Raw genomic sequence first — 23,543 nt, 5'->3', positions numbered from 1 at the left:
GTCCGGGCGCCCCCCTCCTCGTACCGTCGATGCCTCGCGGCGCGCCCCGGTTACACCGCGGCCAGCTGCGGGAACAGCGGCATGTCCGCCGCCGCCTTCAGATAGTCGGCGCCCGCGGTGCCGCCCGTGCCGGGCACCCGGCCGATGATCTTCATCGTGACGCCCCAGTGCGTGCGCTTCATGCCGCGCCAGCCCGCGTCCAGGCTCCGCATGGCCTCCTCCAGGCGCCGCGCCTCCGCCGTCGGCCAGCCGCCGACGCGCGCCAGGAACTGCTCCTGCAGCGTGGCGTCGAGGGCGAACAGCGGGCCCTTCTCCGGCGAGTGGACCTCGCCCGCACGCTTCGCGCTCACCGTCTCGACGAGCTGGTAGGGCCGGGACTGGATCGCGCTCGCGCCGTGCGTGTGGTCGCGAATCACCGCGAACGACTCCGGCGGCATGGTGGTGAGGACCCGGTACAGCGGTGATGTCGCGCCCGCGAGGCGCGTGCCGACCGTCTCCAGGAACGCCGCCGCTTCGGCGGGCCGGTCGGCGCGGACCGACTCGACGGCGAACATCAGCGCCCGCGCCACCCGCGCGAACAGCCGCTCGAACAGCTGGATGGAGCGGATGAACATGCGCTCGTCGTGCAGCGTGGTGACCGGCAGCAGCGCCACCTCCACCGCGCGCAGCAGTGCGGCGGGCGCCTGCGTGCGCAGTGCGTCGACCGCCTCGCGCGCGGCCGGTGCCGCCGCGTCGGGGCCGCCCTCGGCGAGGGCGGACCGCACCGCGTCGAGCGGCGCGGTGTCCGCGAGGGCCAGCGGCGCGTACTCCGGGAGCCGGGCGAGGGCCTGCCACACCGCGGTGGTGCGGGACCGCTGCCGGTCACCGCCGCCCGTCGCGGTGAGCGCGTCGCTCTCCCGTACGACGAGGTCGGCGAGGAGCACCCCCGTCAGCAGGTCGTCGGCCCGCTCGGCGGCCTCGGGCCCGCCGTCCGAGTTCCACTCGGCGATGCGCAGGACGTCGTTGCCCGCGTAGCTGACGTAGCTCATCGGCCGGTCGGTGAAGGTCAGCGGCAGCCAGGTGTCGAACAGCCAGGCGTCCGGCGAGGACCAGGGCCGGGCCCGGCCCGCGCACTCGATGCCGAGCCGGGCCCCGCGCAACAGGGCGACCAGCTCGGGTGCGGCCGCCGCCTTTCCGGTCTGCTGGTAGTAGCCCACGACCCGCTCGTACGGGAAGCCGGTGAAGTCCGGCCCGCCGTTCCCGAGCGACTCGTGGGACCAGGCGGTCACGGCGTCGACCGTGTCCCGCAGCGCTTGCGCGCGGCTCGCCCGGGAGCCGCGCCCCAGGGCCGTGCCGCCGACGCCGATCTGCCCGTCCTCGCGCTGCCCGTCCTCGCGCTGGTCGGCGGATCCCCCCACCGGCGTCTTCTCCGTCATGTTCACGCTTTCACCCATTCACCCGTCACTTGTCACCCGCTGCGTGTCGGCCGCCCCCGGCGCCCGTGTCACGCGTCGGCGCGGTCCGCCGCCATGGCGTCGGCCAGGCTCTTGGGGCGCATGTCCGTCCAGTTCCGCTCGATGTGGTCCAGGCAGGCCTGCCGGGAGTCCTCGCCGAAGACGCGGTCCCAGCCGGCCGGCACGTCGACGAAGGACGGCCAGAGCGAGTGCTGGCCCTCCGCGTTGACCAGGACCAGGTAGGTGCCGTTCTCGTCCTCGAAGGGGTTCGTGGCCATGGGTGGTTCTCCTTGTTGCCGTGAAGTGTGGTGATTACTACGTCAGTTGGTGGGGCGGGTACGGGCGGCGATGACCGGGGCGATCACGTCCAGGGCCGCAGGCGTGGTCATCCCCAGGTGGGTGCAGTCCACTTCGAGTTCGTGGATCTCACCCGTCACGTGGGCGTCCCACGCCTTGACGGCGTGGGGGTGCGCGTCGCCCGCCTGCCCGGAGCGGAACGCCAGCACGTCCCCGCGGAAGACGTCTGGCACGAACTCACCCGCGATCCGGCGGTTGTTGGCGGCGACGCGGTGCAGGCCCTCGATGCCGTCCTCGCCGAGCCCGGCCAGCGGGCTGTCGTGCTCGCGGAGCAGGGCGGCGACGCCGGCGGTCGTCAGCGGGCCGCGGGGGCCGCCGCTCGCTTCCGTGCCCCCCGTGGTCGCGGGTGCGGCGGCGGGTGCGGCCGCGGCCGCCAGTACGCCGAGGATCTCCTGCAGGAGATCGCCTTCGTCGTCCGCCGCCTGCGGGGTCTCCCACGCCGAGGGGTAGGAGTCCAGGAGCGCGAGCAGCTCCACCTCCGCGCCCTCGCTCTGCAGCCTGGTGGCGATCGCGTGCGCGACCAGGCCGCCGAACGACCAGCCGACGAGCCGGTACGGGCCTTCCGGCTGCACCGCGCGGATCCGGGCCGCGTACTCCGCGGCCATCGCGGGCAGGTCGTCCGCGCAGGCGTCGGCGGGGTGCAGACCGCGCGCCTGCAGGGCGTACACGGTGGCGTCCGGGCCGAGCCGGGTGATGAAACCGGTGTAGCACCAGCCGATGCCGACGACGGGGTGGATCAGGAAGTACGGGGAGGGGGCTCCGTCACCGGTTTCGGGGCTTCGGCCCTTGCGCAGGCGCAGCACGGGGGCGAACGGGTCGTCCTCGCCTTCCGCGCCGGGCGTGCCGTCGCGGACCGTCGTGCCGTCCGCGCCGTCGTCGCCGGGCAGTCGCTCGGCGAGGGCGGCGACGGTCGGGGCCTCGAAGACGCTGCGGATCGACGCGGCGGTGCCTAGCTCGGTGCGGATGCGGTTCACCAGGCGGGTGGCGAGCAGGGAGTGCCCGCCGAGTTCGAAGAAGTCGTCGTCGATGCCGACCCGGGCCACCCCGAGCACATCGGCGAACAGCTCGCACAGCGCCGTCTCGCGGGCGTTGCGCGGGGCGCGCCCCACGGTGCCGCGCACGACCGTGGCGTCGGGCGCGGGCAGGGCCTTGCGGTCCACCTTGCCGTTCGGGGTGAGCGGGAGTTCCGGCAGCGTGACGACGGTGGCGGGGACCATGTAGTCGGGCAACTGGCCGCGCACGTACGCGCGCAGCTCCTCGGCGTCGACGCCCCGGGCCGGGTCTGCGGGCACGGCGTACGCGACGAGGCGCTTCACGCCGTGGCCGCCGGGCCGGTCCTCGAAGACCGCGGCGACGCTCCGCGCGACCGAGGCGTGCCGGGTCAGGGCCGCCTCGATGTCGCCCAGCTCGATCCGGTAGCCGCGGATCTTCACCTGGTGGTCGGTGCGGCTGAGGTACTCCAACTCGCCGTCGCGGGTCCAGCGGGCCACGTCGCCCGTCCGGTACATGCGCGCGCCCGCGGGGCCGTGCGGATCGGCGACGAAGCGGCCCGCGGTGAGGCCGGGCTGCGCCAAGTAGCCGCGGACCAGGCCCTCTCCGGCGAGGTACAGCTCGCCGGGGACGCCGGGCGGCACCGGGCGCAGGGCGCCGTCGAGGACGTAGGCGCGGGTGTTGCGGATGGGGCGGCCGATGGAGGGGGCGGCGGGTGGGGTGATGCCCGCGTCGGTGCTGGTGCCGGTGTCGGTGTCGGTGTCGGTGTCGGTACGGGTGTCGGAGTCGGTATCGGTGCCGGTACGGGTTCCGGTGCCGGGGGAGAGTGTCGCCGCCGTGGACCACACCGTCGTCTCCGTCGGACCGTAGAGGTTGGTGACCTCCGCGCCGGTGCGCACCATGCGGTCCGCGACGTCCGGCGGCAGCGCCTCGCCGCCGACCAGCATGCGCAGCCCTTCCGCCGCGGCGGGCCGCTCGGTGAGCAGCGCGTGCCACAGCGTCGGCGTGGCCTGCATGATCGTCGCTCCGCCGGCGCCGATCAGCTCCGCGAGGGCGGCCGGGTCGACCACGGCGGCCCGGTCGGCCACCACGACGCTCGCGCCGTGCAGCAGCGGCAGCAGCAGCTCCACGGCGTGGATGTCGAAGGCGACCGTGGTCACCGCCAGCATCCGGTCGGCGGTGCCGAGCGGGAACCGCTCGCCCATCGCCGTCAGGAAGTTGAGGAGGCTGCGGTGCGGGACGACCACGCCCTTGGGCGTACCGGTCGAGCCCGAGGTGAAGATGGTGTACGCCGGGTGGTCGGGCCGCAGCGGGGAGACCCGTTCCCTGTCGGTCAGGTCGCGGTCCGCGTACCCGTCGATCTCCGCGCGGAACTCCGCGTCGTCCAGGTGGAGCGCGGCCGTCCCCTCGGGGAGTCGCGCGCCGCCCTCGCGGGTGGTGAGGACCGCCGCGGGGCGGGCGCCCGCGAGGACGGCCGCGACCCGGTCGACGGGGTGGCCGAGGTCCACCGGCAGGTAGGCGGCGCCCGCCTTCTGGACGGCGAGCAGCGCGACCACCAGGCGGGGCGAGCGCGGCACGGCGAGCGCGACGACGCTCTCCGGGCCCACGCCGCGCGCCACCAGGGCGCGGGCCAGCCGGTTGGCTTCGGTGTTCAGCTCCGCGTACGTGAGGCCGGTGCCGTCCTCCTGCCAGAGCGCCGAGGCATCCGGGGTGCGGGCCGCCTGCTCCTCGAACAGGGCGGGCCAGCAGCGCTCCAGGGGCTCGGCCGCGGTGTCGTTCCACTCGGTGAGCACGCGCCGCCGCTCGTCCGGGGCGAGGACGTCCACGCGGGCGGCCGGCAGCTCAGGGTCGGCGGCCACGGCACGCAGCACCCGGCGCAGCCGGTCCGCCCAGCCCAGCACCGTCTCCTCGGTGAACAGGTCGGGCCGGTAGGTCAGGCGCAGCCGGATCGCCTCGCCCGGAAGCACGGTCAGGGTCAGGGGGTAGTGGGCGGCGCCGCTGCCCTCCGTACCGGCGATCTCCAGGCCGCGGTAGGCGGGGGGACCGTCGCCCGCGGGTGCCGGGTAGTTCTCGAACACGTAGAGCGTGTCGAAGAGTTCGCCGCCGGGGCCGCCGGAGCCGCCCGCGCCCGCGAGCTGCTGGATCTCGCCGAGGCCGAGGTACTCGTGGGCCGCGAGCGCTGCCCGTTCGCCCTGGAGCCGCGCCATCATCGCCGTCACGGGCTCGGCGGGGTCCACCCGCAGCCGTACCGGGAGCGTGTTGGCGAACAGGCCGATCATCGACTCGACGCCGGGCAGGTCGGCGGGGCGGCCGGAGACGGTGGCGCCGAACACGACGTCGTCCGTCCCGGTGAGGGCGGCGAGCACGAGCGACCAGGCGCCCTGCACCACGGAGTTCAGGGTGAGTCCGCGGCTTCGGGCGAGCTCGGCGAGGTCCGCGGTGAGCTCCGCGCCCAGCGTCGTCTCCGTCTCCTCGGGGACGACGGTCTCGCGGCCCGCACCGGCCGGACCGAGCAGCGTCGGCCCGCCCAGCCCGTCCAGGTGGCGCCGCCAGGCGGCCACGGCGTCGGCGCGGTCACGGTCCGCCAGCCAGCGCAGGTAGTCGCGGTAGGGACGGGGCGACGGCAGGGTGTGGTCGCCGCCGTCGTGCGCGTACATCGTGAACAGCTCGTGCAGCATCAGCGGCACCGACCAGCCGTCGAGCAGGATGTGGTGGCTGGTCATCACGAACCGGTACGAGCCAGGGGCGAGCCGTACGAGCAGACAGCGGACCAGCGGTGGCCTGCGCAGGTCGAAGCGGGTCGCCCGGTCCTCGGCGAGGGCCGCGTCGAGCCGCTCCCGCCGTTCGCCGGGGGCCACCGGCGCGAGGTCGAGGAGCCGCCAGGGCATCCGCACCCGGTCCGGTACGACCTGGACGGGCTCGCCGCCCCTGCGCTCCCGGAACGCGCCGCGCAGGTTGCCGTGCCGGGCGAGCAGCCCGTCGGCGGCGCGGCGCAGCGCCCCGGCGTCCAGGTCACCGCGCAGATCGAAGACGAACTGCAGGTGGTAGACGTCGGCGCCGCCCTCGTCGTACTGCGCGTGGAACAGGAAGCCCTCCTGCAACGCCGTCAGCGGCAGCACGTCCTCGATGCGTGCCTTGGCGCGCGTCATCGCTGTTCCCCGTCCTCGACCGTGCGGCCGTCCGTGAAGGTGCCGGTGTCCCCGGCGGGTGAGCCGACGTTGCCGGGCCCGTCGGCCGAGCCGAATCCGTCGGTCGAGTTGGTGTCGTCGAATCCGTCGAAGTCGTCGAAGTCGTCGGGTGCGCCGAATCCGTCGAACCCGTCCGCCGAGCCGAACCCGTCGCCCGTGCCGGCCTCGTCGAACCCGTCCGCCCCGCCGAACTCGTCCTCGAATCCCTCGATCTCGCTCTGGTCGAGCGTCACCAGGTCGAAGTCGGATGCCGTCGCGCCGCCCGCGCCGCCCTGCTCCACATGGCGGGCCAGCACGGTCAGCGTCCGGATCCAGGCGTCCGCCATCGCGGTGACCTCGGATTCCGTCAAGAGGGCGTCCGCCCAGGTCCACACCGCGCGGAGCTCCGCGCCGTCCGCGGTCGCGCGGGCCACCGCGTTGACGGTGAGCGCCGTGCGCAGCGGCATCGCGCCCGGCGGCATCCCCGCACCGTCCGCGTCGCCCGCCGCCTCGGGCGCCAGGCCCCAGTCGGCCGCGCGCCCCGGGCCGTCGAAGCGGCCCAGGTAGTTGAAGCCGATCTGCGGGGTCGGGAGCGCGGCGAGACCGGCCGCCGTGTCCGCGTTGAGGTAGCGCAGCAGGCCGTGGCCGATGCCGTGGTCCGGCACGGCGCGCAGCTGCTCCTTGGCGCGCTTGAGCACGTCCCCGACGGCAGGTCCGGCCCGCCACAGGTCGTCCCAGTCCACCTCGCCCGGGTCGATCCGTACCGGGTGGACATCGGTGAACCAGCCCACCGTGCGGGACAGGTCGAGCCCGGCGGCCAGCTCCTCGTGGCGGCCGTGGCCCTCGACCTCGACGAGCACCGGCTCGCCCTGCGGCCTGCCGCGGCCGGACAGGGTCGCCAGGGCCAGTGCGGTGAGGAGGACGTCGTTGACGCCCGCGTTGAAGGCCGCGGGCACCCGCGAGAGGACCGCCTCGGTGACCGGCGCGGGCAGCGACACCGCCAGGGTCCGCGCGGTGGCGGTGGTGTCCCGGGCCGGGTCGAGGGCCCGCCCGCCGAACGGCTGCTCGGGCCGGTCGTGCAGCCCGGTCCAGTACGCCAGTTCGGCGGCACGGGACGGCGCGGCCGCCTCCTCCGTGAGCAGGGTCGCCCAGCGGCGGAAGGACGTGCCGACCGGTTCCGGGCGCGGGGTGCGGCCCGCCGCGACGTCGCGCCACGCCGCGCCGAGGTCGTGCATCAGGATCCGCCAGGACACACCGTCCACGGCGAGGTGGTGGAGGGCGAGGAGCAGGCGCCCGGAGGCCGCGTCGCCCGCGTCGAACCAGACCGCCTGGAACATCACGCCGTCGGCGGGGGAGAGCCGCTCGCCCGCGGCGGTCGCCTCCTTGGCGAGCAGGGAGCGTGCCGATGCCTCGTCCATGCCGGTCAGGTCGACACGGCGCAGACAGTCGGCCGCGGAGACCGAGCCGACGGGTCGTACGCGCATCCGCGGACTGCCCTCGGCATCCGAGACGTCGAGTCGCAGCATGTCGTGGTGGTCCACGAGGGCCTGCAGCGCCGACGCCAGGCCCGTCTCGGTGAGGGCCGCCGGCACCTGAAGCAGCGCGGACTGCTGCAGTCCGTCCAGCGTGCCACCCCGCGCCAGCAGGTCGTGGACGACCGGCGTGAGCGGGATGTCGCCGGTGCCGTCGTCGGCCGGGACGTCCCGCGCCGCGGTGACCGTGCCCGCAGCCGCGGCGAGTTGAGCCAGCGTGCGGGCCTGGAACACGTCCTTCGGGGCGAGTTCGAGGCCGGCCGCGCGGGCCCGGCTCGCGAGCTGGATGGAGCCGATGCTGTCGCCGCCGAGCTCGAAGAAGTTGTCGTCGACGCCGACCTCGTCGACGCCGAGGACCTCGCCGACCAGCCGGCACACGATCTGCTCGCGCTCGGTGCGCGGCGCGGTGCCCGCGCTCGACCGGAACACCGGCGCGGGCAGCTTCGCCCGGTCCAGCTTGCCGTTGGCGGTCAGCGGCAGCTCGTCGAGCGCGACGACCGCGGCCGGGACCATGTAGTCGGGCAGCGACTCGGCGACGTGGGCCCGCAGCTGCGCCGGGTCCACCCCGCGCGCCGCGTCGGCCGGGATCGCGTAGGCGACGAGCCGCTTGTCGCCCGGCCGGTCCTCGCGGACCACGACGGCGCTCTGCGCGACCGAGGCGTGCCGGGTCAGCGTCGCCTCGATCTCGCCCGGCTCGATGCGGAAGCCGCGCACCTTGACCTGGTCGTCGGCGCGGCCCACGAACTCCAACATGCCGTCGTGCCGCCAGCGCGCCAGGTCGCCGGTGCGGTACATGCGGGAGCCCGCGGGACCGTACGGGTCGGCGACGAACCGCTCGCCGGTCAGCGCCGCCTTGTCGAGGTAGCCGCGCGCCAGGCCCGCGCCCGCGATGTACAGCTCGCCGACGCAGCCGGCCGGGACCGGCGCGAGCGCCGCGTCGAGCACGTACGTACGGGTGTTGGCCATCGGGCGGCCGATCGGCAGCCGGTCGCCGAGTTCGTCGGCGGATCCCACCAGGTGCGTGGTGGCGCAGAGCGTGATCTCGGTCGGCCCGTACAGGTGGCGCACCACGACGTGCGGCGCGGCCCGCAGCACGCTCTCGACGGCGGCGACCGAGACGACGTCGCCGCCCGTGAGGATCTCCTTGACGCCGCCGAGCGCGTCGCCGAGGTCGTCCGCGACGACCCGGAAGAGCCCGGCCGTGAAGTGCACGCCGGTGATGCCCTCGGCGACGATGAGCCGCTTGAGCTCGGCGACGTCCGGCTCCCCGGGCGGGGCCAGTACGACACGACCGCCCGCGAGCAGCGGCACCCACAGCTCGTAGTCGGAGATGTCGAAGGCGTACGGGGCGTGCATCAGGACTTGCTCGTGGTGGCCGCCGTCGGCCCAGGCCGGGTCGAGGGCGAGCTCCAGCAGGGAGCGGTGGGTGATCGCGATGCCCTTGGGCTTCCCGGTCGACCCGGAGGTGTGCATGACGTAGGCGAGGCCCTCGGGCCCGGCCGCCGCCACCGGTGCCTCGGCGACCGCTTCGGCCTCCTCGGCGAGGACGACTTCGGCCGCGTTCCCGGGCAGGCCCCGCTCGCGCCAGGCGCGGTCGGTGACGAGGACGCGCGCGCCGGAGCCCGCGAGGACCTCCCGCATGCGCTCGTCCGGGTAGCTCTCGTGCAGCGGCGCGTACGCGGCGCCCGCCTTGAGGATGCCGAGCAGGGCGACCACGAGCTCCGGGGACCGTTCCATCAGGACGGCGACGCGGTCGTCGGGGCGCACGCCGAGACCGGTCAGCCGGTGCGCGAGCCCGTTGGCCCGCCGGTCGAGGTCGGCGTAGGTGAGGTGCCGGTCCCCGAGGGTGACGGCGACGGCGTCGGGGCGGCTGCGGGCGAGCCGTTCGAAGGTGCCGTGCACCGTCGAGTCGAGCCCGGCCACGGCGACCTCGGTGGCGTTCCACTCGGTGAGGACCCGGTGCCGTTCGTCGGCGTCGAGGATGTCGATCCGGTCGACCGGCAGGTCCGGGGCGGCGAGGGCCGCGCGCAGGAGCCGGCCGAGCCGGGCGGCGATCAGCTCGGCGCTCTCGTGGTCGAACAGGTCGGCGCTGTACTCGAGCATGCCGCGGATGCCGGAGGCGGCGCCGCGCTCGTCCGTGCGCTCCTGAAGGCTCAGCGACAGGTCGAACTTGGCGACGCCGATGTCCACGGGCTCCGCGCCGATCCGCACTCCGGGAAGTTCGAGGTCGGCTTCCGGGGTGTTCTGGAGGGCCAGCAGGACTTGGAAGAGGGGGTGTCGGGCGCGGGAGCGGGTGGGGTTGAGGAGTTCGACGAGGCGTTCGAAGGGGACGTCTTGGTGGGCGTACGCGTCGAGGTTGGTGGTGCGTACGCGGTCGAGGAGGTCGCGGAAGGTGGGCTGTCCGGAGACGTCGGTGCGCAGGACGAGGGTGTTGGTGAAGAAGCCGATGAGGTGGTCGAGGGCTTCGTCGGTGCGTCCGGCGATGGGGCTGCCGATGGGGATGTCGTCGCCGGCGCCGAGGCGGTTGAGAAGTGCGGCGAGCGCGGCCTGCACGACCATGAACACCGACGAGGACGACTCACGCGCGAACTCCGTGACCCGTGCGTGGAGTTCGGCGTCCCAGGCCATGGAGACGCGACCGCCCACGTGGCTGGACTCGCCGGGGCGGGGCCGGTCGGTGGGCAGGTCGAGCTCCTCGGGGAGCCCGGCGAGGGCGCGGTGCCAGTGGTCGAGCTGCCGGTGCGCCAGGGACGCCGGGTCCTTCTCGTCGCCGAGGAGTTCGCGCTGCCAGAGCGCGTAGTCGGCGTACTGGACGGGCAGTGGCTCCCATGCCGGGGCGGTGCCGTCGAGGCGGGCCGCGTACGCGGTGCCGAGGTCCTGGGCCAGCGGGCCCATCGACCAGCCGTCGCCCGCGACGTGGTGCAGCGAGATCAGCAGCACGTGATCGGTCGCGTCGAGCGTGAACAGCGAAGCGCGCAGCGGCAGTTCGCGGGAGAGGTCGAAGCCGTCGCTCGCGGCCTTCTTCAGCAGATCCGGCAGCGCGTCCTCGTCGGTCCGTACGAGGGACAGGGCGAAGGCGGCGTCGGCGGCCGCCAGGACGCGCTGCTCGACCTGGCCGTCACGGGCGGGGAAGACGGTGCGCAGCGACTCGTGCCGGGTGACGACGTCGCCGAGCGCGGCCTCCAGGGCGCCGGTGTCGACGGCGCCCGTCAGGCGCAGGACCACCGGCATGTTGTAGAGGGCGTCGGCGTCGTGCAGCTGGCCGAGCATCCACAGCCGGTGCTGGGCGAAGGAGAGCGGGAGCGGCGCGGGCCTCTCCCGCGGCTCCAGGGCCGGGCGCGCGGAGCCCGGGTCCGTGGCCGCGGCGGCGAGCCCGGCGACGGTCGGCGTCTCGAAGAGCGCGGCCAGGGGGAGTTCGACGCCGAGGGCGGTGCGGATGCGGGCGGCGAGACGGGTGGCGAGCAGGGAGTGGCCGCCGAGGTCGAAGAAGCTGTCGTCGATGCCGACCCGGTCGACGCCGAGCACCTCGGCGAACAGGCCGCACAGGACCTCCTCGCGCGGGGTGCGCGGCGCGCGTCCGGCGGCCGGACCGCCGTACTCCGGCACGGGCAGCGCGTCGCGGTGCACCTTGCCGGTGGGGGAGAGGGGGATCGCGTCCAGGGCGACGACGGCGGCCGGGACCATGTAGTCGGGCAGCGACGCGGCGACGTGCGCCCGCAGCAGGGCGGGATCGACACCGCGCGCCGGGTCGGCCGGTACGGCGTACGCGACGAGACGCTTGTCGCCGGGGCGGTCCTCGCGGACGACGACGGCGGAGTGGGACACCGACGGGTGCCGGTCGAGTACGGCGGCGATCTCGCCGGGTTCGATGCGGAAGCCGCGGACCTTGACCTGGTCGTCGGCGCGTCCGAGGTATTCGAGCTCGCCGTCGGTGTTCCAGCGGACGAGGTCGCCGGTGCGGTACATGCGCTCGCCGGGCGCCCCGAAGGGACACGCCACGAAGCGTTCGGCGGTCAGGTCCGGCCGTCCGAGGTAGCCGCGCGCGACACCGTCGCCCGCGAGATAGAGCTCACCCGTCACCCCGGCCGGGACCGGGCGCAGGCCCGCGCCGAGCACATAGGCGCGGGTGCCCGTGACCGGGCGGCCGATCGGGGCGGAGACGGCGCCCGTCAGCGGGCTGCTGAGCGTGGCGCACACGGTCGACTCGGTCGGTCCGTACGCGTTGAGCATCGTCCGGCCCGACGACCAGCGGGCGGTCACCTCCGGCGGACACGCCTCGCCGCCGGTGATCAGCCCGCGCAGGGTGGGCACGGCCGCCGGGTCGAGGGTGGCGACGAACGCGGGCGGCAGCATGGCGTGCGTGACGCCGGTGTCGGCGATGAGCCGCACCACGGCGTCCCCGACGACCTGTTCCGGACGTGGCACCACGAGGGTCGCGCCGGCCAGCAGCGTCATGACCAGCTCACCGGCGGAGGCGTCGAAGCTGAGCGAGGCGAACTGCAGCACCCGGGAAGCCCCGTCCACGCCCAGCGCCTCCTGGTGGGAGAGCGCGAGGCTCGCCAGGCCCCGGTGGGTGACCTGCACGCCCTTCGGGGTGCCGGTGGAACCCGAGGTGTACACGACGTACGCGGGGTGCCCGACCCGCAACGGGGACACACGGTCCGCGTCCGTCAGGTCGGCGCCGGACAGGGCGGCGGTCGCGTCGGCGAGGGCCGGATCGTCGAGCCGCCAGCGCGGGACGGACGACGGCACCCGGCCCCCGGCGTCGCCCACCGTCAGCAGCCCGACGGGCGCGGCGTCGGCGCACATGTAGGCGGCGCGCTCGGCCGGGTAGTCCGGGTCGACGTTCAGGTAGGCGGCGCCCGCCTTCACCACGGCGAGGGCGGCGAGCACGAGGTCGGCCGAGCGCGGCAGGGCCAGGGCCACCACCGAGTCGGGACCCACCCCGTGGCCGACGAGCAGGCGCGCGAGCCGGTTGGCGCGGGCGTTGAGCTCGGCGTATCCGAGGGCCGCGCCGTCGTGCAGGACGGCGGTCGCGTCGGGCGTGCGGGCGACCTGCGCCTCGAACAGTTCCGGCAGGGTCGCGGCGCCGACCTCGGACGAGGCGGTGTTCCACCCGGTGAGGACCCGGTGCCGCTCGTCGTCGTCGAGGACGTCGATCCGGCTGACCGGCAGGTCGGGGGCGGCGACGGCCGCGCGGAGCAGCCGCTCCAGGCGGCGCGCGAGACCGGCCGCGGTGTCGGCGTCGAACAGATCGCGGTTGAACTCCAGGACGCCGTCGGCGCCCGCACCGGCACCGTCCGGCTCCCGCACGCTGAACACCAGGTCGAACTTGGCGACGTCGGTCGCCCCGGGCTCGGCCGCGATGGAGAGCCCGGGCAGTTCGAGGTCGACCCCGGGGGTGTTCTGGAGGACCAGCATCACCTGGAAGAGGGGGTGTCGGGCACGGGAGCGGGTGGGGTTGAGGAGCTCGACGAGCCGCTCGAAGGGGACGTCCTGGTGGGCGTACGCGTCGAGGTTGGTGGTGCGTACGCGGGTGACGAGGTCGCGGAAGGTGGGCTGTCCGGAGACGTCGGTACGCAGCACCAGGGTGTTGGTGAAGAAGCCGATGAGGTCGTCGAGGGCTTCGTCGGTGCGTCCGGCGATGGGGCTGCCGATGGGGATGTCGTCGCCGGCGCCGAGGCGGTTGAGGAGTGCGGCGAGCGCGGCCTGCACGACCATGAACACCGACGAGGACGACTCACGCGCGAACTCAGCTATGCGTGCGTGCAGTTCGGCGTCCCAGCCGAACGGTGCCATGCCGCCCCGGTGACTCGCCACAGCCGGGCGGGGCCGGTCGGTGGGCAGGTCGAGTTCGTCGGGGAGCCCGGCGAGGGCGTGCTGCCAGTGGTCGAGCTGGGTGCGGGCGAGGGTGCCCGGCTCGTCTTCGTCGCCGAGGAGTTCGCGCTGCCACAGCGCGTAGTCGGCGTACTGGACGGGCAGTGGCTCCCATGTCGGTGCGGTGCCGTCGAGGCGCGCCGCGTACGCGGCGCCGAGGTCCTGGGCGAACGGTGCCATGGACCAGCCGTCGCCCGCGATGTGGTGCAGCGAGACGATGAGCACGTGCTCGCCGTCGGTGACCTTGAACACCCGGGCGCGCAACGGAAGTCCGGAGGAGAGGTCGAAGCCCTCCCGAGCCGTTTCCATGAGCAGGTCGGGGAGTTCGTGCTCGTCGGTCTCGGTGACGGGCAGGGGCACGTTCCAGGTGTCGAGGACGACCTGGTGGGCTTCGCCGTCGATCTCGGGGAAGACGGTGCGCAGGGATTCGTGGCGGCCTACGACGTCGTTGAGGGCGGCGTGCAGGGCCTCGTGGTCGAGGGTGCCGCGCAGGCGCAGCACGACGGGCATGTTGTAGAGCGCCCCGGCGCTTTCGAGGCGGTTGAGGAACCACAGCCGTCGTTGCGCGAACGACAGTGGCACCGACTCGGGACGCGAGGTGTGGCGTACGAGCGCGAGGCGCGCGTCGTCCGCACCGGAGAGTCCGGCGAGGCCCGCGACGGTCGGCGCGTCGAAGAGCGCGGTCAGGGGGAGTTCGACGCCCAGGGCCGTGCGGATACGGCTGACCAGGCGGGTGGCGAGCAGGGAGTGCCCGCCCAGGTCGAAGAAGCTGTCGTCGATGCCGACCCGGTCGACGCCGAGTACCTCGGCGAACAGGCCGCACAGGACCTCCTCGCGCGGGGTGCGCGGCGCGCGCGAGCCCTTGCCCGCGGTGACGGCGGCGTAGTCGGGCGCGGGCAGGGCGCGCCGGTCGAGCTTGCCGTTCGGGGTGAGCGGCAGGGCATCGAGGGTGACGACCGCGGCCGGGACCATGTACTCGGGCAGTGAGGCGGCGACGTGCGCCCGCACCTCGCCCTGGTCGACGCCACGCACGAGATCGCCCGGATCGGCCGGGACGGCGTACGCCACGAGGCGCTTGTCCCCGTCGCGGTCCTCACGGACCACCACGGCCGCACGGGCGACCGACGGGTGCCGGTCGAGTACGGCGGCGATCTCGCCGGGTTCGATGCGGAAGCCGCGGACCTTGACCTGGTCGTCGGCGCGTCCGAGGTATTCGAGTTCACCGTCGGTGTTCCAGCGGACGAGGTCGCCGGTGCGGTACATGCGCTCGCCGGGTGCCCCGAAGGGGCAGGCGACGAACCGCTCGGCGGTCAGGCCGGGGCGGCCCAGGTAGCCGCGCGCGACACCGTCGCCCGCGACGTACAGCTCACCCGGCACCCCGGCCGGAACCGGACGCAGGCCAGAACCGAGCACGTAGAAACGGGTGTTGGCGAGCGGGCGCCCGATCGGCAGCGGGCCGGAGGGGAGCTCCTCGCCCGGCGCGACACGGCGCTCGGCACAGCTGACGGTCGTCTCCGTCGGCCCGTACACATTGCGTACGGCGACCGTCGGGTGCGCGGCGCGCCAGGTGTCCAGCGCCCCTGCGGTCAGCGCCTCGCCCGCGAGCAGCAGGTCGCCGGTCGGGGAGGCGTGCTGGGGCAGGGCCTCCAGGATCGGCAGGTGGCTGGGGGTGGCCTTCAGGAGGGTCGGTGCGGTGTCGGGCAGTCCGGCGTCGTCGAGGCTGCCCACGGTGACGCGACCGCCGACCGTGAGCGGCGTGAGCAGCGCGGTCACCGTCATGTCGAAGGACACCGACGAGTGCAGCAGCGCGGAGCCGCCCGCGCTCGGATAGCTCGCGCCCGCCCACTCCAAGTAGTCGACGAGGTTGCGCTGTTCGACGACGACACCCTTCGGGGTGCCGGTGGAGCCGGAGGTGTAGATCACGTACGCCGGGTGGTGCGGCAGCAGCGGGCCGGAGGCCCGCCGCGCGTCACCAGGACCGTCGGAGACGGGGGCGATCGTGTCCACGAACAGCGGGGCCACAGCGCCGAGTTCGGCGCGGTCCCGGACCGTCTCCTCGGTGGTGAGGAGCAGAGCGGGCGCGGCGTCGTCCAGCATGTACGCGATGCGGTCCGCCGGATAGCCGGTGTCGACCGGCAGGTACGCGGCGCCCGCCTTGGCGGCGCCGAGCAGGGCGGCGAGCAGCAGCGGCGACGGCGGCAGGGCGATGGCCACCAGGTCCTCGGGGCACGCGCCGTGCTCGGTCACCCGCCGGGCCACGCCGTCCGCGAGGGCGTCGAGCTCCGCGTACGTCAACCGCTCGGTGCCGTGGGCGACCGCGACGGCGTCGGGGGTGCGGGCGGCCTGCGCCTCGAACAGCTCGGGCAGGGTGGTGGCGCGGACCTCGCCGGAGGTGTCGTTCCACTCGGTGAGCACGCGTCGGCGCTCGTCCTCGTCGAGCACGTCGGCCCGGCTGACAGGAGCGTCCGGGTCGGCGAGGAGGGCGCGCAGGACACGTTCGAGGCGGGTGGCGAGCGCGGCGGCGGTGCCGTGGTCGAACAGGTCGCCGTTGTACTCCAGGGTTCCCGCGATGCCGCCGGGGCCCCGGTCGCCGTGGTGCTCCCTGACGTTGAACGAGAGGTCGAACTTGGCGACGCCGGCGTCCGCGGGCTCGACCGCGAAGGTCAGTCCGGGGAGTTCGAGGTCGGCTTCCGGGGTGTTCTGGAGGGCCAGCAGGACTTGGAAGAGGGGGTGTCGGGCGCGGGAGCGGGTGGGGTTGAGGAGTTCGACGAGGCGTTCGAAGGGGACGTCTTGGTGGGCGTACGCGTCGAGGTTGGTGGTGCGTACGCGGTCGAGGAGGTCGCGGAAGGTGGGCTGTCCGGAGACGTCGGTGCGCAGGACGAGGGTGTTGGTGAAGAAGCCGATGAGGTGGTCGAGGGCTTCGTCGGTGCGTCCGGCGATGGGGCTGCCGATGGGGATGTCGTCGCCCGCGCCGAGGCGGTTGAGGAGTGCGGCGAGCGCGGCCTGCACGACCATGAACACCGACGAGGAGGACTCACGCGCGAACTCGGCGATGGAGGCGTGGAGTTCGGCGTCCCAAGCGACGTCCACACGGCCGCCCGCGTGGGTGGTGACGGCCGGGCGGGGCCGGTCGGTGGGCAGGTCGAGCTCCTCGGGGAGCCCGGCGAGGGCGTGCCGCCAGTGGTCGAGCTGCGTGTGGGCGAGGGTGCCCGGCTCGTCCTCGTCGCCGAGGAGTTCGCGCTGCCAGAGCGCGTAGTCCGCGTACTGGACGGGCAGTGGCTCCCATGCCGGTGCGGTGCCGTCGAGGCGGGCCGCGTACGCGGTGCCGAGGTCCTGGGCCAGCGGGCCCATCGACCAGCCGTCGCCCGCGATGTGGTGCAGCAGCAGCGCGAGGACGTGCTCTGTCTCGCCGAGCCGGAACAGGGCGGCGCGGACCGGTAGTTCACGGTCGAGGTCGAAGCCGTCCCGCGCCGCTTCCTTCAGCAGGTCGGGGAGTTCGTGCTCGTCGGTCTCGGTGATGGGCAGGGGCACGTTCCAGGTGTCGAGGACGACCTGGTGGGCTTCGCCGTCGTTCTCGGGGAAGACGGTGCGCAGGGATTCGTGGCGTCCTACGACGTCGTTGAGGGCGGCGTGCAGGGCGTCGTGGTCGAGGGTGCCGCGCAGGCGCAGGACCACGGGCATGTTGTAGAGCGCCCCGGCGCTTTCGAGGCGGTTGAGGAACCACAGGCGTCGTTGCGCGAACGACAGCGGCACCGACTCGGGACGCGAGGTGCGGCGTACGAGCGCGGGGCGCGCGTCGTCCGCCTGCTCCTCCGCGACCAGGGCGGCGAGCCCGGCGACGGTGGGGGCCTCGAACAGGGCGGCCAGGGGGAGTTCCACGCCGAGGACCGTGCGGATACGGCTGACCAGGCGGGTGGCGAGCAGCGAGTGGCCGCCCAGGTCGAAGAAGCTGTCGTCGACACCGACCCGGTCGACGCCGAGCACCTCGGCGAACAGGCCGCACAGCGCCTCCTCGCGCGGCGTGCGCGGGGCGCGCCCGGCGGCCGTCGTGCCGAAGTCCGGGGCGGGCAGGGCGCGCCGGTCGAGCTTGCCGTTCGGGGTGAGCGGCAGCGCGTCCAGCGTCACCAGGGCGGCCGGGACCATGTACTCGGGCAGCGACGCGGCGACCTGGGCGCGCAGCCCGTCGTGGTCGACGCCCCGCGCCGGGTCGGCCGGGACCACGTACCCGACCAGGCGCTTGTCGCCCGGCCGGTCCTCCCGTACCACCACCGTCGACTGGGCGACGGCGGGCGCGGCGGCCAGCGCGGACTCGATCTCGCCGAGCTCCACGCGCAGCCCGCGGATCTTGACCTGGTCGTCGGCGCGGCCGAGGTATTCGAGCTCGCCGTCGGCGTTCCGGCGGACGAGGTCGCCGGTGCGGTACATGCGCTCGCCGGGCGCCCCGAAAGGGCAGGCGACGAACCGCTCGGCGGTCAGGCCGGGGCGGCCCAGGTAGCCGCGCGCGACACCGTCGCCCGCGAGGCAGAGCTCTCCCGCGACACCCGCGGGGACCGGGCGCAGCCAGGCGTCGAGGACGTAGGCGCGCATGTTCGGGACGGGGGAGCCGATGGCGGGCCGCGCGGTGCCGGACAGCGGGCCGCTCAGCGTGGCGCACACCGTGATCTCGGTGGGACCGTACGCGTTGAGCATCGTCCGGTCCGGCGACCAGCGGGCCACCAGCTCACCGGAGGACGCCTCGCCGCCCACGAGCAGCGTGCGCACCGACGGCAGGTCGTCCGGCGCGAGCACGTCGAGCGCCGACGGCGGCAGCAGGGTGTGCGTGATCCCCTGCCGCGCGGCCAGCTCGACCAGCGGGGCGCCCGGCCGCAGCCGGTCCGCGGGGGCGAGCACCAGCGTGGCGCCGGAGAGCAGCGCCATGGACAGTTCCCAGAACGCCGCGTCGAAGCTGAACGAGGCGAACTGCAGCACCCGGTCGCCGGGGCCGAGCCGCCACGTCGTGGCGGTGGCGAGCAGCCCGGGCACGCCGGTGTGCGGGACGACGACGCCCTTGGGGCGCCCCGTGGAACCCGAGGTGTAGATGACGTACGCCGGGTGGGTGCGGTGCAGCGGGGCGCGGCGGTCGGCGTCGGTGAGGTCGTCGTCGGCGTACCCGGAGACGTCCGCGGTGGCCGGGTCGAGGTGGGCGGTGCCGGGCGGCAGCGCGGCGGCGAGGTCGCCCGTGGTGAGCGTGAGCGCGGGCGCGGCGTCGCCCAGCATGTACGCGATGCGGTCCGCCGGGTAGGCGGGGTCGACCGGCAGGTAGGCGGCGCCCGCCTTGAGCACGGCGAGCACGGCGACCGGCAGCTCGGCGGAGCGTCCCAGCATGAGCGCGACGGTGTCCTCGGGGCCGACGCCGCGCCGGACCAGCAGCCGGGCCAACCGGTTGGCGCGCGCGTTCAGTTCGGCGTAGGAGAGCGTGACGTCCCGGAACGCGCCGTTCTCGAACGTGACGTCCTCGAAGACGACGGCGGGCGCGTCGGGGGCGAGGGCGGCCCGCTCCTCGAACAGCTCCGGAATGGTGCGGTCCGTGAGGTCGGCGCGGGGGGCGCCGGAGGTCAGCCGGGCGTGCTCGGCCTCGGTCAGCAGGTCCAGGTCGCCGATGCGCGACTCCGGGGCGTCCGCGACGGCCGACAGGAGCCGTACGAACCGTGCCATCAGCCGCTCGACCGTGGCGGTGTCGAACAGGTCGGTGCTGAACTCGACGAAGCCCAGCAGTCCGGCGGGGGCCCCTTCGGCGTCCCGGGTGTCGGTCAGGCTCAGGGACAGGTCGAACTTGGAGCCGCCCGGGTGGACGCCGTGGTGGTCCACGGAGAGGCCCGGCAGCGTCATCGCGGACGCCGGGGTGTTCTGCAGGGCGAGCAGGACCTGCACCAAGGGCTGACGGCCCGCGACCCGCGCCGGGTTGAGCTCCTCGACGAGCCGCTCGAAGGGGAGGTCCTGATGGGCGTAGGCGGCCAGGTCGGCGGCGCGCACCCGGTCCACGAGCTCGTCGAACCCGGGGTTGCCCGAGGTGTCGGTGCGCAGGACGAGGGTGTTGACGAAGAAACCGACGAGATCGTCGAGCGCCTCGTCGGTGCGGCCCGCAACCGGGCTGCCGACGGGGATGTCCGTACCGGCGCCGAGCCGGCTGAGGAGCGCGGCGAGACCGGCCTGGAGCACCATGTGCAGGGTCGCGCCGCGCGCCGCCGCTAGCGCGCCGAGCGAGCGGTGCAGTCCGGCTTCGACGGTGATGGGCAGGGCCCCGCCCTCCTGCCCGGGGGTCGCCGGGCGCGGGCGGTCGACGGGCAGCGCCAGCTCCTCGGGGAGACCGGCGAGCGCCGTGCGCCAGAAGTCGAGCTGGCGCCGGGCCTGGCTGCCGAGATCGGCACTGTCGCCGAGGAGTTCGCGCTGCCACAGGGCGTAGTCGGCGTACTGGACGGGCAGCGGCTCCCATGCCGGGGCGGTCCCGTCGAGGCGTGCCGCATAGGCCTCGCCGAGGTCGCGGGCGAGCGGCGCCATGGACCACTCGTCGCCCGCGATGTGGTGCAGGACGAGGAGGAGGACGTGCGTGCGCGGGCCGAGGGCGAACAGCGCGGCCCGCACCGGTATCTCCCGCGCCAGGTCGAAGTCGGCGCGCGCGGCCGCCGCCAGCAGAGCGGGCAGCTCCCGCTCGTCGGCCTCGGTCACCGGCAGTTCCGTGCGCCACGCGTCGAGGACCGACTGGCGGGCCTCGCCGTCGGCTTCGGGGAAGACGGTGCGCAGCGACTCGTGGCGGCCCACGACGTCGTCGAGCGCGGCCCGCAGCGCATCCCGGTCGAGGTCGCCGCGCAGCCGCAGCGCGAGCGGCATGTTGTACGTGGAGCCGACGCCGCCGGCCCTGCGCAGGAACCACAGCCGCTGCTGGGCGAAGGAGAGCGGTAGCACCTCGGGCCGCTCACGCCGCGTCAGGGCGGGGCGCGCGGGCGCCGATTCGCCGAGGCTGCCGGCGAGACCGGCGACGGTCGGCGACCCGAAGAGCTTGACCAGCTGCATCTCGGCGCCGAGTTCGGCCCGCACGCGGACGGCGAGCCGGGTCGCCAGCAGCGAGTGGCCGCCCAGGTCGAAGAAGTTGTCGTCGATGCCGACCTGTTCGACGCCGAGGACCTCGGCGAACAGCCGGCACAGGGTCTCCTCGCGGGCGTCGCGCGGCGCCCGGCCGCTGCCGCCGTCGAACCGGGGCGCGGGCAGGGCGCGCCGGTCCAGCTTGCCGTTGACCGTCAACGGCAGCGCGTCCAGGACCACCACGGCCGCCGGGACCATGTACGAGGGCAGCGCCTCGCTCGCGTACGCCCGCAGCGCGGCGGCGTCGGGGCCGGTGCCGCGCGGCACCGCGTAGGCCACGAGCCGCTTGTCGCCGGGTCGGTCCTCGCGGACGACGACCGCGACCTCGGCCACCCCCGGGTGCCGGTCGAGCACCGCCTCGATCTCGCCGAGCTCGATGCGGAAGCCGCGGATCTTCACCTGCTGGTCGGCGCGGCCCTCGTAGGAGAGCAGTCCTGCGGCCGTCCAGCGGGCCAGGTCCCCGGTGCGGTACATGCGCTCGCCGGGCCCGCCGAAGGGGCAGGCGACGAAGCGTTCGGCGGTCAGGCCCGCGCGGCCCAGATAGCCGCGGGCCAGACCGGCGCCCGCCACGTACAGCTCTCCGACGGCGCCGGGCGGCGCCGGGCGGAGCCGGTCGTCCAGGACGTAGGCGCGCAGGTCGGGCAGGGCGGGGCCGACGGTGCTCCCGCTGTCGGCGGCCGCGCTCTCGCGGGTCAGGGCCTGCTGGGTGACGTGCACGGTCGTCTCGGTGATGCCGTACATGTTGACGAGCGTCGGGGCGTCGTCGGCGTGCCGCTCGTACCAGTCGGCGAGCCGCCCCGGCACCAGCGCCTCGCCGCCGAACACGACGTGGCGCAGGGCGAGTTCGGTGCCGGGGCGGCGCTGGTCGGCCTGGATGAGCTGGTAGAACGCCGACGGGGTCTGGTTGAGGACGGTGACGCGCTGCTCGGCGAGGAGGTCGAGGAACGCTTCGGGGGAGCGGGACACCGCGTGCGGCACCACGACGAGCCGCCCGCCGTACAGCAGGGCGCCCCACAGCTCCCACACCGAGAAGTCGAAGGCGTACGAGTGGAACAGCGTCCACACGTCGTCGGCCCCGAAGCCGTACTGCTCCTCGGTGGCGGAGAACAGCCGGGTGACGTTGCGGTGGGTGACGACGACGCCCTTGGGCCGGCCCGTCGATCCCGACGTGAAGATGACGTACGCGGGGTGGTCGGCGCTCAGCGGGGCGGAGCGGTCGGCGTCCGCGGGGTCGTGCGCGGGCCCGTCCCCGAGGTCGTGCACGGCGTCGGTGCCGTCCAGGACGAACACCGGCCGCGCCTCGTCGAGGACGGTCGCGCGGCGGGCCGCCGGGGCGTCCGGGTCGACGGGGAGATACCCGGCGCCGCTCTTGAGGACGGCGAGCACGGCGACGACCAGCTCGACGGAGCGGGGCAGGACCAGGCCGACCAGGCTCTCAGGACCGGCGCCGCGCGCGATCAGCCGGTGGGCGAGCCGGTTGGCCCAGGTGTTGAGCTCGCGGTAGGTGAGCGTGGTGTCCTCGTACACGACCGCCACCGCGTCGGGCGTGCGGTGGGCGCGGGCCTCGAACCACGCGGGGAGCGTGCCCGCGTCGAGGTCCGACGCGGTGCCGTTCCACTCGGTGAGGACCCGGTGGCGTTCCTGCGGGTCCATGACGTCGACGGTGCCGATGGGCCGGTCGGGCTCCGCGGTCAGCGCCCGCAGATAGGCGACGAAGCGGCGCCCGTGGTCGGCGATGTCCTGCTCGCCGTACGCGGCTGTGTTGCCCGCGATGCGCACACCGATGCCGTTGTCGCCGGTGCCGCCCTCGAAGACGATGACCATGTCGTCGACGGGACCGCTGGGCATGCCGTGCGCCGCGCCCGTGCACGGGCCGAACCGCAGCCCTTCCTCCAGCGGCAGGAAGTTGATGGAAGGACCGAACATCCGGCGGGAGAAGCCGCCGAGGCCCAGGTCCTTGCGCAGGTCCTCGCCGCGGTAGCGCTGGTGGCGCAGGAGGCCGCGCATCTCCTGGCCGACGGCGCGCTGCAGTTCGGTGAAGGTGAGCGCCGGGTCGACGGCCACGCGCAGTGGCAGCACGTTCGAGGTCATGCCGGGCGTCGTCTTGGTGACCGGGGTGAGCCGCCCGGTGACGGGGAAGCCGAGCACGACGTCGTCGGTGCGGGTGAAGTGGCGCAGATACGCGGTGGCGGCGGCGGTCAGGGTGACCTGCCAGGTGGACCGGGCCTGCCGGGCGAGACGCTTGATCCCGTCGAAGTACTCGGGCTCCAGGCGGCTTTCGTACCGCGGGGACTCGCCCCACAGGCCGGTGGCTCGGTCGGGGAGGTTGAGGAGCTCGGAGTCGTCGCCGAAGCGGTCGAGCCAGTAGGCACGGTCCCGTTCGCTCCGCTCGCTCTCCGCGTAGGTCACGTGTTCGTCGGTGAACTCGGCAAGGGAGGAGAACGGGGTGGGGGTTACGGCGTCGCCGCCCTCTTCCGACACGCGTTCCGTGTAGCAGTCGGCGACGCGCTGCACGAGAAGACTGAACCCGAAGGCATCGCAGACGATGTGGTGGACGCGGGTGTACCAGTAGTGGCGGTCCGGGGCGAGACGGAACAGCATGTGCACGAAGAGCGGGCCCTCGCGCAGGTCGAAGGGCCGGTCGAGGTCCTCCTGCATCACCGCGAGGGCGGCCGCGTGCGGGTCGTCCTCGGCGGACACGTCCACGAAGGGCAGGGGCCAGTCGCGCTCGGCGCGCACGGCCTGCCAGGGTTCGCCGCCCGTCTCGCCGAAGGTGACGTGAAGGGCATCGGCCTCGTCGGTGGCCTGCCGCAGCGCCTTCTCGAACTGCTCCCGGTCCAACGGCCCGTGAAGCTCCACATAGCCGTTGATGTTGTACAGGAGGCTGTTCGGAGCCAGTTCCTGAGCGAACCAGACGCGCTGCTGCGCCGCCGACAACATGTGACCAGCGGAATGCGTACCCTCGAACACCTTGTGAATCCCCCACGGATAACGGGGGCAGGTGAAGATCTTTCGCCTCTGGCCCCCCGGCGCGACGGGCACTCACCGTGTCCCGCGCACACATTCCA

At 74.4% G+C, this 23,543-nt stretch carries 4 protein-coding genes; all 4 read right to left on the bottom strand.

The genetic code is table 11. From position 1 onward, the window contains the following. Nucleotides 1-50: 50 nt before the first annotated feature. The 4 genes from DEJ48_RS09190 to DEJ48_RS09175 all read right to left on the bottom strand — a co-directional run bounded on the left by DEJ48_RS09190 (nucleotide 51) and on the right by DEJ48_RS09175 (nucleotide 23,415). Nucleotides 51-1,415, bottom strand: coding sequence for a hypothetical protein (locus tag DEJ48_RS09190; RefSeq protein ID WP_150215689.1), 1,365 nt, complete (start codon nucleotides 1,413-1,415; stop codon nucleotides 51-53). A gap of 68 nt (nucleotides 1,416-1,483) precedes the next feature. Then, nucleotides 1,484-1,711 carry an MbtH family protein gene (locus DEJ48_RS09185; protein WP_150215688.1) on the bottom strand — a complete coding sequence of 76 codons (228 nt, stop codon included), beginning with the start codon at nucleotides 1,709-1,711 and terminating at the stop codon, nucleotides 1,484-1,486. A gap of 42 nt (nucleotides 1,712-1,753) precedes the next feature. Then, complete coding sequence (locus tag DEJ48_RS09180; protein WP_150215687.1) at nucleotides 1,754-5,929, bottom strand: AMP-binding protein; 4,176 nt, start codon at nucleotides 5,927-5,929, stop codon at nucleotides 1,754-1,756. Beyond that, nucleotides 5,926-23,415, bottom strand: coding sequence for a non-ribosomal peptide synthase/polyketide synthase (locus DEJ48_RS09175; RefSeq protein ID WP_150215686.1), 17,490 nt, complete (start codon nucleotides 23,413-23,415; stop codon nucleotides 5,926-5,928). The genes DEJ48_RS09180 and DEJ48_RS09175 overlap by 4 nt, the downstream gene beginning before the upstream one ends. Nucleotides 23,416-23,543: the final 128 nt, after the last annotated feature.

The organism is Streptomyces venezuelae (assembly GCF_008642315.1).
In the GTDB taxonomy this organism is placed as follows: Bacteria; Actinomycetota; Actinomycetes; order Streptomycetales; family Streptomycetaceae; genus Streptomyces; species Streptomyces venezuelae_D.
This window is presented reverse-complemented; position numbering and strand designations above follow the sequence as displayed.